Origin of the sequence: Parasulfuritortus cantonensis (assembly GCF_004337445.1) — a bacterium.
Lineage (GTDB): Bacteria > Pseudomonadota > Gammaproteobacteria > Burkholderiales > Thiobacillaceae > Parasulfuritortus > Parasulfuritortus cantonensis.
The window spans coordinates 58,259-73,341 of record NZ_SJZB01000022.1; the positions used below are offsets into that span (position 1 = coordinate 58,259).

Annotated in this window: 8 protein-coding genes; 1 reads left to right on the forward strand and 7 read right to left on the reverse strand. The window is 65.8% G+C overall.

Annotated elements, in window-relative coordinates:
• Positions 1–5: 5 nt before the first annotated feature.
• The 4 genes from EZJ19_RS06180 to EZJ19_RS06195 all read right to left on the reverse strand — a co-directional run bounded on the left by EZJ19_RS06180 (position 6) and on the right by EZJ19_RS06195 (position 8,127).
• Positions 6–659: a hypothetical protein gene (locus tag EZJ19_RS06180; protein ID WP_131445609.1), complete on the reverse strand. Its 654-nt coding sequence runs from the start codon at positions 657–659 to the stop codon at positions 6–8.
• Between the two features lie 26 nt (positions 660–685).
• Positions 686–2,146: an electron transport complex subunit RsxC gene (gene rsxC, locus EZJ19_RS06185; protein WP_131445612.1), complete on the reverse strand. Its 1,461-nt coding sequence runs from the start codon at positions 2,144–2,146 to the stop codon at positions 686–688.
• A 113-nt stretch (positions 2,147–2,259) separates the two neighbouring features.
• Positions 2,260–7,224 carry a 2-oxoacid:acceptor oxidoreductase family protein gene (locus EZJ19_RS06190; RefSeq protein WP_131445614.1) on the reverse strand — a complete coding sequence of 1,655 codons (4,965 nt, stop codon included), beginning with the start codon at positions 7,222–7,224 and terminating at the stop codon, positions 2,260–2,262.
• 21 nt (positions 7,225–7,245) lie between these two features.
• Complete coding sequence (locus EZJ19_RS06195; RefSeq protein ID WP_206199338.1) at positions 7,246–8,127, reverse strand: RnfABCDGE type electron transport complex subunit B; 882 nt, start codon at positions 8,125–8,127, stop codon at positions 7,246–7,248.
• A 150-nt stretch (positions 8,128–8,277) separates the two neighbouring features.
• Here EZJ19_RS06195 and EZJ19_RS06200 point away from each other — a divergent pair, with 150 nt between their 5' ends.
• Positions 8,278–9,303, forward strand: coding sequence for a LysR family transcriptional regulator (locus EZJ19_RS06200; RefSeq protein WP_131445617.1), 1,026 nt, complete (start codon positions 8,278–8,280; stop codon positions 9,301–9,303).
• Positions 9,304–9,329: 26 nt separating this feature from the next.
• Here the strand turns inward: EZJ19_RS06200 and EZJ19_RS16580 are convergent, their stop codons facing one another.
• From EZJ19_RS16580 to EZJ19_RS06215, 3 genes are all read right to left on the reverse strand, one after another.
• Positions 9,330–11,918, reverse strand: a complete 2,589-nt coding sequence (locus EZJ19_RS16580; RefSeq protein ID WP_165873488.1) for a Calx-beta domain-containing protein — start codon at positions 11,916–11,918, stop codon at positions 9,330–9,332.
• A gap of 210 nt (positions 11,919–12,128) precedes the next feature.
• Positions 12,129–13,577: an NADH-quinone oxidoreductase subunit NuoN gene (gene nuoN, locus EZJ19_RS06210; RefSeq protein WP_131445623.1), complete on the reverse strand. Its 1,449-nt coding sequence runs from the start codon at positions 13,575–13,577 to the stop codon at positions 12,129–12,131.
• A 5-nt stretch (positions 13,578–13,582) separates the two neighbouring features.
• Positions 13,583–15,073 carry an NADH-quinone oxidoreductase subunit M gene (locus tag EZJ19_RS06215; protein ID WP_131445626.1) on the reverse strand — a complete coding sequence of 497 codons (1,491 nt, stop codon included), beginning with the start codon at positions 15,071–15,073 and terminating at the stop codon, positions 13,583–13,585.
• Between the last annotated feature and the right edge of the window lie 10 nt (positions 15,074–15,083).

A 15,083-nucleotide genomic window follows, 5' to 3' on the forward strand; every position in this document is an offset into this window, starting at 1 on the left:
TTGTGTCAGGCGTAGGCGACGGATTGTTGGGTACGCGGCGATGGCGTCGGCAGGCCGGCTTCGTCGTGCGCGATCCAGGCCCGCAGGACCCGGTCCAGTTCGCGCGGCGTCAGGCGGCGGCCGGCCGGCTCGGCCAGACGTTCGACGAGTTTACGACAGCAGGAGAAGAAACGGCCATATTCGGGATCGTGCTCGCTGCGCGCCAGATAGCCGCAGTCGCCGGAACCGAGCGCATAGGCGGCGGCGGCCACCCGGCCGTCGTAGATGAAGTACAACTCGGGGAAATGGAAGTGCAGGTACTTCGAGGCGACCGAGCGGGCCTGGTCGGCGGGCATGTCCGCGAACACGTCCATGACCCGCTTGTGCATCTCGAACATGAGCGCGGGATCGATCCGCTCGGCGGTGGCGATGCCGGCGAACCAGCGGTCGACGCCGGACTGGCCCAGGCGGTGGGCGGCGAACTCCGGCGAGAAACCGGGCACCTCGACGCCGCGCTCGGCGCAGACGCGCACGATCATGCGCAGCTTGTCGGCGACGATCTCGTCCTGGAAGTGGGTCCGGTGCATGAAGCACAACTCGTAGAGGGCGCGCGTACGCGGGTCGAGCACGGACTCGGCCAGGACGTCGGCGATGAACTCGCGGGTGATTTCGCTTTTCATGATGGACGGGGAAGTGGGGTTGGAACCTAGCCCTTGGTCTCGGGGACCGGGTGACGCCGGCCGCCGGTCTTGCGTTCTTCGCCTTCGGCATGGCCGAAGTCGAAACGCTCGCCGCTTTCGTGGATCTCGATCTTGGCCTTGGCGATCTCGGCACGCTGGCGCAGGACGCTCTTGGCGGCACGGAATTGCTGTACCAGGGGGATGTTGGACGGGCACACGTAGGTGCAGCAACCGCATTCGAAGCAGTCGCCCAGATGGTAACGGCTGCCCATCAGTTCGTATTCGGAACTGCCGGCCAGGAGGCCGAGCATGGACGGGTTCAGGCCCATCGGACAGGCCTGCACGCATTCGCCGCACTTGATGCAGGCATAGCTGCTGCGGTCGCTCTCCGCCTTCACGGCGCGACGATCGAACACCAGGATGCCGGAAACGCCCTTGGTGATCGGGACGTCCAGCGAGGCGATGGCCTGGCCCATCATGGGCCCGCCGAGGATGATCTCGCGTTCGCTGACGTCTTCGGCACCGGCCCATTCGAGCACGTGGCGCAACGGGGTGCCGATGGGCACCCAGTAGTCGCCCGGCCGTTTGATGCCGGGCCCGGTCAGCGTGACCGCGCGTTCGGTAAGTCCCTGGCCGAGGGGGAGGAGCCTGCCCAACAAGGCCAACGTACCGACGTTGTTGACCACTACGCCGACTTCGGAGGGCAGGCCACCGGCCGGGACTTCCAGGCCCAGAGCGGACTTGATGAGCATCTTCTCCGCACCCTGGGGATATTTCGTTTCCACCGCCGCGACGGCGATGCTGCCGTCGGCGGGCAGCGCGGCGCGGACCGCCTCGACGGCGTCCGGCTTGTTGTCCTCGATACCGATCACGGCCTTCTCGGCGCCGACCGCGCGCATGGCGTAGCGGATGCCCAGCATGAGGTCGTCGGTGCGCTCGAGCATGACCCGGTGGTCGCAGGTGAGGTAGGGCTCGCATTCGCAGCCGTTCACCACCAGGGTGTGGATCTTGCGTCCCTTGGGCACCGTCAGCTTGGCGTGGCTGGGGAAGGCGGCGCCGCCCAGGCCGACCATGCCGGAGTCCTGGACGGCCTGGATGATCTCCTGGGCCGACAGGGCGTCCATGTCGCGCGGCGTACCCCAGCGTACCTCCTGGGTCGACGCCTCGTAGGTGCGGATGACGATGCTTTCGGTCCACGGACCGCGTGCCGACGGCCGCAGCTCGATGGCCTCCACCACGCCGTCCACGGGGGCATGGATGGGCACCGAGAGGAACCCCTCGGCGCGCGCGATGAGTTGTCCGCGAACGACCTCCTGGCCCACCGCGACGATGGGCACCGCCGGCTTGCCGATGTGCTGCGCGAGGGGGAGGATCATGCGCGGCGCAAACGGCAACCGACGGAGCGGCGTGCCAGCAGTGCTCTTGTTGCTCGCGGGGTGTACCCCACGGGCGAAAGTCTTGCGCCTAAAGATAGAAAGAAGGCTCATCTTCAGTTCCGCGAACGGTGAAACGTGAAGGGAGCGCCGCACGGGTCCGGGCGTATCGAAAACCCCTGCGGCGACCTCATTCACTTTTCAAGTTCCAGGTTTCACACGTTCGATCAGTTGAACTTCGCGGCGCGGGCGATCAGCTTGTCGATGCCCGGTTCGCTCATGTTCCACGGCGTGCCCGGATGGATGCAGCTCGCCGTGCACTTCTCGGCCGCCTTCACCAGGTTGGCGTAGGTGGTGCCCTGGGCGTTGAGCACAACGGCCTGCTTCTGGTCGTTGTACTGGAAGGCCTTCGGTGCCAGGTTGGTACATTCGTCGCAGGCCGTGCATTCCGGGCTGTCGATCCACACCGCCTCGTAGCCGTCGGCCGTGGCGGCCGGCTTGGCCGGGGCCGCCGCAGCGGCGGCCGCGGGGGCGGCAACCGTGTCCATGGCCACGCCGCCACCGAAGGCGGCCAGGCTCGCGGACAGCTTCTGGACCAGTTCGGCGCGGGCCTTGTCGGCGATCGCCTGTTCGTCCACCGCCTCGCGGTTCAGACCGGCCAGATCCTTCAACTGCTGCCAGAAGGCCTGCCGCTCCTCGCACGACTTGACCAACTCCTGGGACACCAGGACGCGCATCAGACGGTTCTTCTTGTCGACCGCCCAGATGTACGGGAACTTGCCTTCGCGGTCGTCCTCGGCCATGGCCAGGAAGTCGGACAGCAGGACCATGTCGGCGTTCCAGGTCTCCTGGGGCGCCTTCTTGAACTGCTTGGCGAAGCGGCCTTCGGTCAGGGCGAAGTCGGCGAAGGTGAAGGGCAGGACCATCTTCTGCTCATTGCCTTCGGCGTCCTTGTAGACCAGGGTGTACTCGGGCCAGTCGGTGTCCATGGCCGGGTTGCCTTCCAGGGACACGCACTCGCTGAAGGTGGTGCCGAGGTCGGGGTCGTACTTGAACAGCGGGTAGGCGCGCGATTCCACGGCCAGCTTGGACTGCTCGGTGGCGCGGTCGTCGCCGACACCGTGCTCGACCGGGCAGACGGCGTAGATGTTGAACATCGCAGGACGCGAGCTGTTCAGGCCCTCGATGTAGCCTTCGATCAGGTGGGTCGGGCTGGAGATCGCGCTCTGCAGGATGTAGCTGGTGCGGTGCGCCATGCCGATGACGCTGATCTCCTTGCGCACTTCCTGCTTGCCCTTGATCGCCTTGCCGTAGGGCGACATGTCGGCGACCTGGCCGACGAAGGTGGAGGTGCAGGCCTGGCCGCCGGTGTTGGAGTAGACCTGGGTGTCGACCACCATGATCTTCACCGGCTTGCCGGTCATCAGGGCACGCGACAGGTTCTGGAAGCCGATGTCGTACATGGCGCCGTCACCGCCCACGGCCACGACCGGCGGGCAAAGCTTGAATTCCTCGTCGCTGAAGCCTTCCCAGGTGAAGTGGGTGAAGAAGGCATCATGCTCGAGCGGGTTGTAGCCGCCGTTCAGTTCGATCTCCGCCATGCGCACGGCCTTGAAGCCTTCCGCCATCTTGACCATGTGGCCCTCGAACAGGCCCAGGGCCACGGACGGGGAATCCTGGAACAGGTGCGAGGTGAACGGGAACGGATACGGGTTGTAGGGATAGGTGGACGCCCACACCGAGGTGCAACCGGTGGAGTTGGCGATACCCATCTCGGCGCGGCCGCGCTTGGTCGGGCCCTCGACATAGCGCCAGCGCAGGTCCTTCAGCTTTTCCAGGAGCTGGGTGGCCCACTGCAGCCACTGCGGATCGATGGGCTGGCCGGCCTTGTTCTCCATGAGGCGACCGGACAGGTTGGCCAGGGTCAGGTCCTGGCCCTTGGCCGCCTCGACCGCGGCCTTGACGGCCTTGCTGTCGGTGAAGTCGACCGACTCGGTCAGCTTCATGCGGATGTGCTTCTCCAAGCCCATGATCAGGCCGTCGATCTTGGCGACGAACTGCTCGACACGCGGCTGCATCAGGGCGGTCACCGTGGCGGTGAACAGGTGGATGGCGGTCTTCTCGCCGCAACCCAGGCAGGCGCCGTCGCCGCAGGCCATGGAACCGTAGTTCTTCTTGTCCAGCAGCAGGGTTTCCAGGGCGCCGATCTTCTCGTCCAGGCTGTCGATGCGGCTGTACTTCTGCGGCGTGGTGGGCAGGTCGAGCCAGAACTTCCAGTCCTTGCGCAGGCCGTCGATGGATTCCGAGGTCTGGGTGACCATCTTCAGGGCATCGTCGTCGCAGACGTCGACGCAGATCGCGCAACCCTTGCAGGTGTACGGGTTGACCGTGATGGAGAACAGGCCGCCGCTGCCGGCGCCCTTCTTCTCGCGGTTGGTCCAGTAGGGCTTGGTGGTGGCGAACTTGAAGCCGCCGATGCCGCTCCGCAGGAGGTCGAACTCGGCCGCCAGGCGCTCGCGTTCCTCGCCCTGGGCGGGATCCTCGGCCAGGGTGTTGTCGATGGCCTTTTCGAACAGCGCGCGGACGTCCAGGCCGTCCTTGTCGAGCATGCCGCGCAGCTTCTTCTCGATGGTCCGGCTGGCCTTGCGCAGGAAGCGGGTCGGGCGGCCGCCCATTTCGATGTCGGTGATCGCGGTATTGAGCACCTCGGCGACGTCGGTCACCAAGCCGGGGATGGCGGAGTCCGGGCACTGCGTGTAGCAGTTGCCGCAGGCGGTGCAGTTCTCGGCGATCCACTCCGGATGTTCGAAGCGAATCTGGGTCATGTCGCGGAACACGCCGGTGACGGCCGGGATCACGGCCATGCCCATGAACGGATCGACCAGGTTGTCGGAGCCCTTGCCGGTGGCGTAGAAGCTGCCGGTGGCCTGCCAGAAGCGGTGGATGTCGGCGGCGCTGCCGTCACCTTCCGGCTGCTCCTTGAGCATCATCGGGATGGCGATCTCGCTCTTCAGAGCGGCCTGGCGGGCACCCACCTGCATGACCTCGGCGGGCAGTTCCTTGAGTTCCTCGTAGCCGCGCTTGACCACGCGCAGGTTGTCCTCGACGACGCGCTTGCCCTTCTTGCCGAACTTGTCGTTGAGCTGGTTCTCGATCGCCTTGAACAGGGTCTCCTCGGTCAGGCCGGCACGGTCCTTGATGTCCGAGGCACGGAAGAAGGCGCCCTGGAACACGTTGCCCTGCATACGCAGTTGCAGGTCGGGGTTGGAGGCTTCTTCACGGGCGACCTGGAAGGCGTCCAGGTAGTAGACCTTGATGCCCTGGTCGACGATGGTCTTCTGGACATGGACCGGGAAGCTCGCCCAGACAGCCTCGGCGGAATCCAGGTTGCTCTGGATGATGAACACGCCGCCCTTGGACAGGCCGGCCACCGCGTTGGTGTGCAGGAAGACCTGCGGGTCGGGCGACAGGACGACGTCGACAATGCTGTATTCGCAGTTGACGCGGATCGGTTCCGGGGCGGCCGACAGGTAGTAGGTGGTCGGCTGGCCCTTCTTCTCGGAACCGTACTTCGGGTTGGCCTTGATGTCCCAGCCGAGCAGCTCGAACAGGGTCATGGCCAGGTTCTTGCCGGTGGTCACGGCGCCCCAGCCGCCGACCGAGTGCATGCGCACGGCGATGGCGCCCTTGGGCATCAGGTTGGGGTTGACGGAACCGCGCAGGGCCATTTCCTTGATGCGCGGGTAGGCGGCCTTGAGCTCCTGCATCCAGACTTCCTGGGCGGGCGTGGCCGCCTCGTCGCGCACGAAGTCGACGGACAGGTAGTAGAACTTGCGTTGGCTGCCGCCCGGCAGCATGTTCTCGACCGCGGCCACCAGCGCTTCCGGCTGCAGGTCGCGGGAACCGAGGCCGTAGCAGCCGGAGTACAGGCGCGGCATGTCCTTGGCACCGGCAAAGGAGGCGTAATTGTCGTACGGCTTGTCGCCCTCGGCGGCACCGTTCTCCAGGCACTTGGCGACCGTGGCGCGCACTTCGCGCATCAACGGCAGGTCCTCGGACATGGGCTGGTCGGTGCGCTCGAGCACGGCGACACCCTTCTTGCCCTTCAGGACGTGCCCGAGCAGGTCGCCCGGGAAGGGACGGAACATGGTCATGTGGACCACGCCCACCTTGATCTTCTTCTCGTTGCGCAGCCAGTCGGCGACGGCCTCGGCCTGCACCACCATGGAACCCTGACCCAGGATGACGTAGTCGGCATCCTCGCAACGATAGGTGTCGATGCGGCCATAGCGGCGGCCGGTCAGCTGGGTGAACTCGGCCATGCACTGCTCGGCCAGGGCCGGGATGTGCTGGAAGAAATACGGCCGCTGGGCGGCGACGGACTGCATGTAGCCGTCCTGGTTGGCGACACCGCCGGAGGCGACCGGGGCGTCGACGTCCCAGAGCGCGGGCACACGGCGGCGCTTGGGACCGTAGATCAGGCGCTGGGCCGGGGTCGGGGTGTCGATGATGTCGTCGGCCTTGCCGAGGAACTCCGCCACCAGTTGCTTCTCGGGCACCAGCACCGGCTCGATCAGGTGGGTGGTGAGGAAGCCGTCCATGGCGACGACAGCCGGGGTCAGCGACAGCTCGGCGGTCTTGCGGGCGATCATGTTCATGTCCGCGGCGGCCTGGGCATTGCGGGCGAAGACCTGGATGAAGCCGGTGTCGTCGACGCAGTGGTAGTCATCGTGGCCGCAGTGGACGTTCAGGGTAGCCTTGGTGATGGCGCGGCAACCCATGTTCAGGACGTAGGGAAGACGCTTGCCGACCGCGCCGTAGAGCGACTCGTGCATGAAGGCAGCGCCCTGGGCGGAGGTGAAATTGACCGCGCGCATGCCGGTCATGGACAGGCCGGCGGTGACACCGGCGGCGGCGTGCTCGGACTCCGGCTCGACGAAGATCAGGGGCCGGCCGGCACTGTTGACGTGGCCGGCAGCGGCGGCCTCGGCCCAATACTCGCCCATCTGGGTGGAGGGGGTGATGGGGTAGGCGCCGGCGGCGTCGGTGGACTCCCGCTCGACCAGAATCACGGCGGTGTTGCCGTCGATGGCGTCGCGAACGCCGGGATACTTCACCAACTCGGCCTTGGTACCGGCGGCAGCAGTCGCTTCCTGCATGTTGTTCTTCGGATTGAATAGCTTCTTGAACATGGATCCAGCCCCTCTCTAGACTTAAACTTCGCTTGCCACCGGCAAAGCGGAAATACGCACAATCTTCTTCGCAGCGACACCCCGGGTGGCCCGACCGCTATCCATCCAGACGATGGCACCGGTCGGGCAACGCGCGATGACATCGGACGTCGCCAAGGCATTCTTGGAGTAATCGATGGCCGCCAGGTTGTTGTTCAGCCGCATCAACCCCGGGGCCGCATCGGCCACACACTTGCCGCACGCCGTGCAGGAAACCTCGCATTGCAGGGCGGCCGTGTCGCCGTCGGCGTGGTTCTTGCAGGCAACCCAAAGCTTTCGCGACACCGGCTCGAGCGAGAACAGGCCCTTCGGGCAAATCTCGACGCAGTCGCCGCAGGCCGTGCACTTGCTGGGATCGACTACCGGCAGGCCATATTGATTCATGCTGATGGCGTTGAAATCGCACACCGATTCGCAGTCGCCCAGGCCCAGGCAGCCCCAGTCGCAGGCCTTGCCGCCACCGGCCACCGTGGTCGCCGCGCGGCAGGAACCGAGCCCGGCATAGTGCGCCCGCATGCGGGCGACGTGGCGACCGCCGGCACAAGCCAGACGCGCCACCCGCTTCTCGACGTCACCCATGTCGACGCCGAGGACGGAGGCGATGTATTCGTTCATATCGGAACTGTTGACCGTGCAGCGGGCCGGCTCGGTGTGTCCGGCGACCAGCTCCTCCGCGAAGTTCCGGCAGCCGGCCGTCCCGCAGGCGCCGCAGTTGGACTTCGGCAACAGCGATTCGACCTCTTCAATACGCGGGTCTTCATAGACATGCAGACGCTTGCTCGCCACAGCGAGCAGCCACGCCAAAGCGGCCCCGAGAGCCGCCATAAAGCCCCCTGCCATCGTCACACCTAGCACCGTATCCATCGCCTCGCTCCTATCCCGACTATTTCAGTCAGGTAATAAAGACATTTAGGTCTTAATTATTTCTGGACGGAGTCTATAAATTTTTAATAATTTGACACGGCAATTATTTCAATCTCAAATATTGGTGATTTCAATGGACAGGATTGCGCCATGACCGAGGACTCCCCTCTGTACTACAAGAACAACCGCCTCAAGCAGCTGCGGGCCTTTCATCAGGTCGTGCGGTGCGGAAGCATTTCCAAGGCGGCCGAGAAGTTGTTCCTGTCGCAGCCTTCGGTGTCTTTGCAGATCCAGGCGCTGGAGCGCGAACTGGCGGTGACGCTGTTCGAGCGGCGCGGTCCGCATCTCAAGTTGACGCCCGAAGGTGACGTCCTGTACCACTTGGCGGAGCCTCTTGTAGACGGTATAGACAAGCTTCAAGAGAATTTCACCGCCCATTTCGGAAAACTGGAATCGGGCGAATTGAACATCGGCGCAGGCGAATCGACCATCCTCTACATCATGCCGGAGCCGGTGCGCCGGTTCGTCGAGGCCTACCCGAAAGTGCAGCTGAAGATGCACAACGTCACGGGTCGCGACGGCCTCAAGATGCTCAAGGCGGACGAGATCGACTTCGCGGTCGGATCCATGCTGGACGTCCCGGAGGACATCGAATACCGCCCGGTGGTCACCTTCGATCCGATGCTCATCACTCCCGTCGACCACCCGCTTGCCGACAAGGCGCGTGCCGGCGAGGAAGTGACCCTGGAGGACGTCAGCCACTATGGGCTGATCCTGCCGCCGTCGCACCTGTCGACCTGGCGCATCGTCAAGTATGTCTTCCAGCAGCACAACCTGACCTTCTCGGTCACCCTGGAAGCTGGCGGCTGGGAGGTGATCAAGAAGTACGTCGAGTTGGGCATGGGGGTGTCGATCGTCACCGACATCTGCCTGACCGGGGAAGAGAAGCTGATGCGCATCCCGCTGACCAAGTACTTCCCCCAGCGCGGCTACGGCCTGGTACTGCGCAAGGGCCGCTTCCTCTCGCCCCAGGCGCGCCGGTTCATCGAAATAATGGAAGAGGTCTATGCCAGCGGCGAGTCTCTGCTCGTGCAGGCGCACGGCGTGCCCAGCCTCGGCAGTGGCCTCGGCGACGGGATCGCGAAGAAACCGCGGAAGCGCAAGCCGGCCAAGTAACCGCCCGCCCCGGTGCGGGCGGGCGCCTAGTCGTTGTCGAGTATGGTCACCGTGACGGTCTTGTTGGCGGCCAGGGTCGCCCCGCGTGCCGAGCTGAGACTGACCTTGAAGGTCTCACTGCTTTCCTGCAGGGCGTCGTCGATCACGGGGACGGTGATGGTCTTCGGCGTGGCGTCCCCGGCGGCCCAGTAGAGTTTGCCGCTGACCGCCTTGAAGTCGATTCCCGAGCGCGCCGTGCCGCTCGCGGTGGCGAACGAAACGCTTGCCGAGGCGTTCGCGTCGCCCAGGCGCAGGACCGTCAGCACGATGGCGCCGTCGCCCTCCGAAACCGACGCCGTCGCCGATTCGAACGCGAGGTTCTTGTCGTTGTCGAGGATGCTCACCTCGGTACTGGCGTTGCTGCCCAAGGCCGCCCCGACCGGACTGCTCAGGTTGACCAGGAAGGATTCCGTCGCTTCATACTGGCTGTCGTTGCTGATGCTGATGGCGATGCTCTGTTTGCTGACACCGGCCGCGAAGCTCAGGGTGCCGCTCTTGGCCGTATAGTCCTTCCCGGCCAGGGCCGTGCCGTTCGCGGTGGCATATTTGACCGACACCGATCCGGTGGTCCCGCCCTCGCGCAGGACCGGGATGGTTATCTTGCTGGTCCCCTCGGTCACGCTGTAGCTCGGCGCTCCGAACTGCAACGTCTGGCCGCTGCCCACCGCGTACGCCGCCTTCAATGTGACACCGCTGTACGAGGCGTAGCCGTAGAGCATGATGTAGTAGCGGCCCGCGACCGGGTTGCTGAAGGTGCAGGTTTCCGCGTTGCCGGTCAGCCATGGCCGGCAGTCATACGCGGTCGTGGTCGGCAGGCTGCCGGCGCGCACATACAGATCCGCGTCGCCGGTGCCCCCGGAAATGGTGACGGTGAGGCCGGTCGCGCCACTCGGGACATCGATATAGAAGTAGGCGCTGCTCGCCGAGGCACCGGCGAGATTGGTGACCGACTGGCCGTTGGTCAGCGCCGTCGAGGCGGCGACGAACGAGGCCGAGACCGTCTTGTTGGCCGCCATGGACAGGATGCATTGCGGATCGCTGCCGCCGCAGTCGCCGCTCCATCCGGCGAAGGCGTAACCACTGTTCGGAACCGCGCTGAGCGTGACCGATGCACCCGGCTGGTACACCCCGGAAGCCGGCGACACCGAACCGCCCTCGGCCGGACTGGCATGGCTGACCAGGATCGCCTTGTCCGCAGTCGCCAGCGCGGTGGTCAAGTCCAGGCGCGGCTTGACCAGGCTGTTGCGCGGGTCGGTGACGGCTTGGCCCTGCTGCAGGCGGACGGCCAGTTGATCGGCGCTGTCGGCCGGAAAGACCGAGCGCAGGACGGCGGCGGCACCGGCCACGTGGGGGGTCGCCTGCGACGTCCCGCTCATGGACACGTCGGCGGCATCGATGATCGAGCCGGGCGCCAGCATGGTCAGGAACGGGGCGCTGTCCGACCAGCAGGTCACCTTGTCGGCGGCGGTGGTGGCATCGCTGCAGATGCCCCAGTGCATGGCGCCGAGCGCCGAGTCGTACACGGCGCCGACGGACACGACGTTGGCGTAGGCCGCCGGCATGCCGAGCGAATTGGTGTAACCGTCGTTGCCGGCCGCCGCGACCACCACGATGCCGGCATCGACCGCGCTCTGGATGGCCGTGCCCCAGGCGTCGGACGGCGACACCGGGCTGTAGTAGCGGCCGCTGCCCAGGCTCATGTTGATCGCGGCGATGTGGTAGGTCGCCTTGTTGGTGACGCACCAGTTGATGGCGCTGAGGATGTCGCTGTCATAGGCATAGCCGTCGGTCCGGAAGACGTCGAGGGCCAGGATGTTGGCCACCGGCGCGACGCCGAGCACGATACCGGCCACGTTGGTGCCGTGGCCGTCGTCGTCGAGGACGCCGTCGGAGGGCGCGAAGTCGTGCGCGTAGCTGACCCGGCAGCTCTCCGCCGGGGCGCCCGGCGCCGAACAGGTACCGAACGCGGCACGGGTGTAGTCGACGCCGGTATCGAGCACGGCCACGGAACTGCCCGCGCCGCCATAGCCGGCACCGTCGGCCCAGGCCTCGGGCTGGTGGATCAGGGGCAGGCTTTCGGTCAGATAGGCCTCGTTGCGTTTGTTCTCGTCGACGGCGAGCACCTTGGCGTTCCCGGCCAGCCGTTCAAGCGCCCGTTGCGAGCGCACCCGCACGTGCAGCACGGGGAGCACGGCGTAGTCGTGCAGCACTTCCGTATCGGGGTCCGCGACGTCCTGCTCGATGCCCGCTTTGAGCAGGTCGAGGCGCCGTTTCCAATCGCCCAGGCGTTGCACGTACTCCGGCTTCGCCTGGCGATACCAAGGCCGGGGCGCCGCCTTTTGCTGGGCGGCCCGTTCCGTGCTGTCATCGAGCAGGACCAGGGCCTCGACCGGTTGCTCGAGGGCCGCCTGGGCCTGGACCCGCGCCGCCACCTTGTCCTGCCAGGTCGTCGTTGCCGCCTGGCCGGGCAACGGCAATGCGGCACTCGCCAGGAGGAGGACGCAGCAACCGCGCAACAGCCGCCTCGCGGTGCCTGCCAGGAAATGAAACTGGGCCATGACCGAACGCTGTTTCATGGAACCACCCTCCCCCGTCGTGTCACCTCTTTCAACCATAGGTGAAAATACGGGGCGGGCACAGGCACTCTGCCGCCCTCCCGGCCGGCCTGGTTCAAATGTACCGCTCCCGGACATTCGACGTGGCGACGCCGGGCGCGGCCGGCGCCCGGCTTGGAAAGGGGGGGCGACCGGGCCGGGGCTCCCCGGCGCCGCCGCGCGGCGCGACGGTCAGCCCAGGGACATCTGCACCGAGTAGGCGCACAAGGTCATGAGCGGCTGCGGCAGGATGCCGAGCAGCAGGATGGCCAGGCCGTTTGCCGAGAGCAGCATGTGGGCGTCGCCGGCATGGCTGGCGGGAATGGTGTCGGTCGCCGCCGGGGCGTCGAAATACATCAGCTTGACCACCCGCAGGTAGTAGAAGGCGCCGATCAGGGAGAACATCACCGCCACCACCGCGAGCCAGATCCAGCCGGCGCCGATGAGCGCCTGGAGAACGGTCAGCTTGGCATAGAACCCGACGAACGGCGGCAGGCCGGCCATGGACAGCATGAACATGCCCATCACCGCTGCCAGCCAGGGATGTTTGGCGTTGAGGCCCTTGTAGTCGTCCAGTTCCTCGGCCTCGACCCCGGCCCGGGACAGGTAGGCGACCATGCCGAAGCCGCCCAGGCTCATGAGCACGTAGGTCACGGCGTAGAACATGGCGCCGGAATAGCCGGCCAGGCTGCCGTTCATGATGCCGAGCAGGACGAAGCCCATGTGCGAGATGGTCGAATACGCCAGCATGCGCTTGATGTTGGTCTGCATGATGGCGGCCAGGTTGCCGATCGCCAGCGAGGCGACCGCCATCACCGCAAGCATCTGCTGCCAGTCGCCGTGCGCCGGCTGCAGGCCGTCGGCGAGCAGACGCATGGCGAAGGCGAAGGCGGCCAGTTTCGGGGCGGAGCCGACGAACAGGGCAACGGCCGTCGGGGCACCGTGGTAGACGTCCGGTATCCACATGTGGAAAGGCGCCGCACCGAGCTTGAAGCCCAGGCCGGCGACCACGAAGACCAGGGCGAAGACCAGGACCTTCTCGCTCTTGACACCGCCGTGCACCACCTCGGCGATGCGTCCGAGTTCCAGCGAACCGGTCAGGCCGTAAAGCAGCGACATGCCGTACAGGAGCAGGCCCGAGGCCAGGGCGCCAAGGACGAAGTACTTCATCGCCGCCTCGGAGGCGCGCACGTCGTCCCGGCGCATCGCGACCATGGCATAGAGCGCCAGGGAAAGCAGTTCCAGGCCCAGGTACAGGGTCAGGAAGTGGGCCGCCGAGATCATCACCATCATGCCGAGGACGGCGAACAGCAGGAGCGCCAGGTAGTCGCCGCCCAGCATGCCGCGGTCGGCCAGGTATTGGCGCGAATAGATCACCGCCATGATCGCCGAGAAGCAGGTCAGCACCTTGAGGGTCGCGCCCATGGCGTCGTTGATGTAGAGGCCGCCGAACGCCAGCCGGGTCTCGGGACTGCCGGCGAAGGCGACCACCACGCAGCCGAGCAGGAGGCCGAGCAGGGTGGTGATGTAGGCCGCGTTCTTGGAGCCGCCGTAGGCCTCGATGAGCAGGACCACGCTGGCCACGACCAGCAGGCTGATCTCGGGCAGGGCGATGAGGAAGTCGGTCGAGGGTGGGATCATGGCGGTCAGTAGACGAGTTTGCTGTGAGCGACGTGCTCGAGCAGATGGTTGACGGAGGCGTGCATCACGTCGGTGACCGGCAGCGGGTACAGACCCATGGCCAGCACGCAGACCGCGAGCAGGGCGAGCACCAGGAATTCCCGGCCGTCGATGTCGGTCAGCTCGGCGACGTGCGGATTGGCCACCTTGCCGAAGACCACCCGCTTGTACATCCACAGGGTGTAGGCGGCGCCGAAGATCAGGGTCAGGGCGGCGGCGGCGGCCCACCAGAAGTTCACCTTCACGGCGCCCAGCACGACCATGAACTCGCCGACGAAGCCGGAGGTGCCCGGCAGGCCGGCGTTGGCCATGGCGAACAGCATGAACAGGGCGGCGAACTTGGGCATGGTGTTGGCCACGCCGCCGTAGTCGGCGATCTGGCGCGAGTGCATGCGGTCGTACATGACGCCGATGCACAGGAACAAGGCCGCGGAGACGAAGCCGTGCGAGATCATCTGGACCAGGCCGCCCTCGATGCCGAGCGGGTTGAACAACATGAAGCCGAGGGTGACGAAGCCCATGTGGGCGATCGAGGAATAGGCGATCAGCTTCTTCATGTCGGCCTGCACCAGGGCCACGAGGCCGATGTAGACGACCGCGACCAGCGAGAAGGCGACGATCAGCCAGGCGAGTTCATGGCTGGCGTCCGGCACGATGGGCAGGGTGAAGCGCAGGAAACCGTAGGCGCCCACCTTCAGGGTGATCGCGGCCAGCACCACGGAACCGCCGGTCGGCGCCTCGACGTGGGCGTCCGGCAGCCAGGTGTGTACCGGCCACATCGGGACCTTGACCGCGAAGGCGAAGAAGAAGGCGACGAAGAGCAGTATCTGGGCGGTCATGGTCAGGCCGACCCGATGCCATTCCAGGATCTCGAAGCTGCCGCCGCTCTGGAAGAACAGGTAGATCATCGCCACCAGCATGAGCAGGGAGCCGAGCAGGGTGTACAGGAAGAACTTGATCGCCGCATAGACCCGGTTCGGGCCGCCCCACATGCCGATGATCAGGTAGAGCGGGATCAGCATGGCCTCGAAGAAGACGTAGAACAGGACCCCGTCGAGGGCGGCGAAGACGCCGTTGATCACCCCGGACTGGATCAGGAAGGCCGCCATGTACTGGCCCACCTTGGTCCGGATCACCTGCCAGCCGGCCAGGACGACCAGGATGGTGGTGAAGCTGTTGAGCAACACGAAGGGCATGGAGATGCCGTCGACGCCCAGGTGGTACCAGATGTTGAAGGCCGGTATCCATTCCGCCATCTCTTCGAACTGGATGGCCGGCGTGGCCGTGTCGAACCCGGTCCAGAGCGGTACGGCCACCAGGAAACCGAGCAGCGAGCCGACCAGGGCCAAGGTGCGCTGGCCGGCGGCGTTGCGGTCGTCGCCGGTGGCGAGGATCAGTATCCCCACCACGATGGGCACCCAGATGGTCAGGCTTAAGTATCCGATCCCTTCAAGCATCGCGTATCCC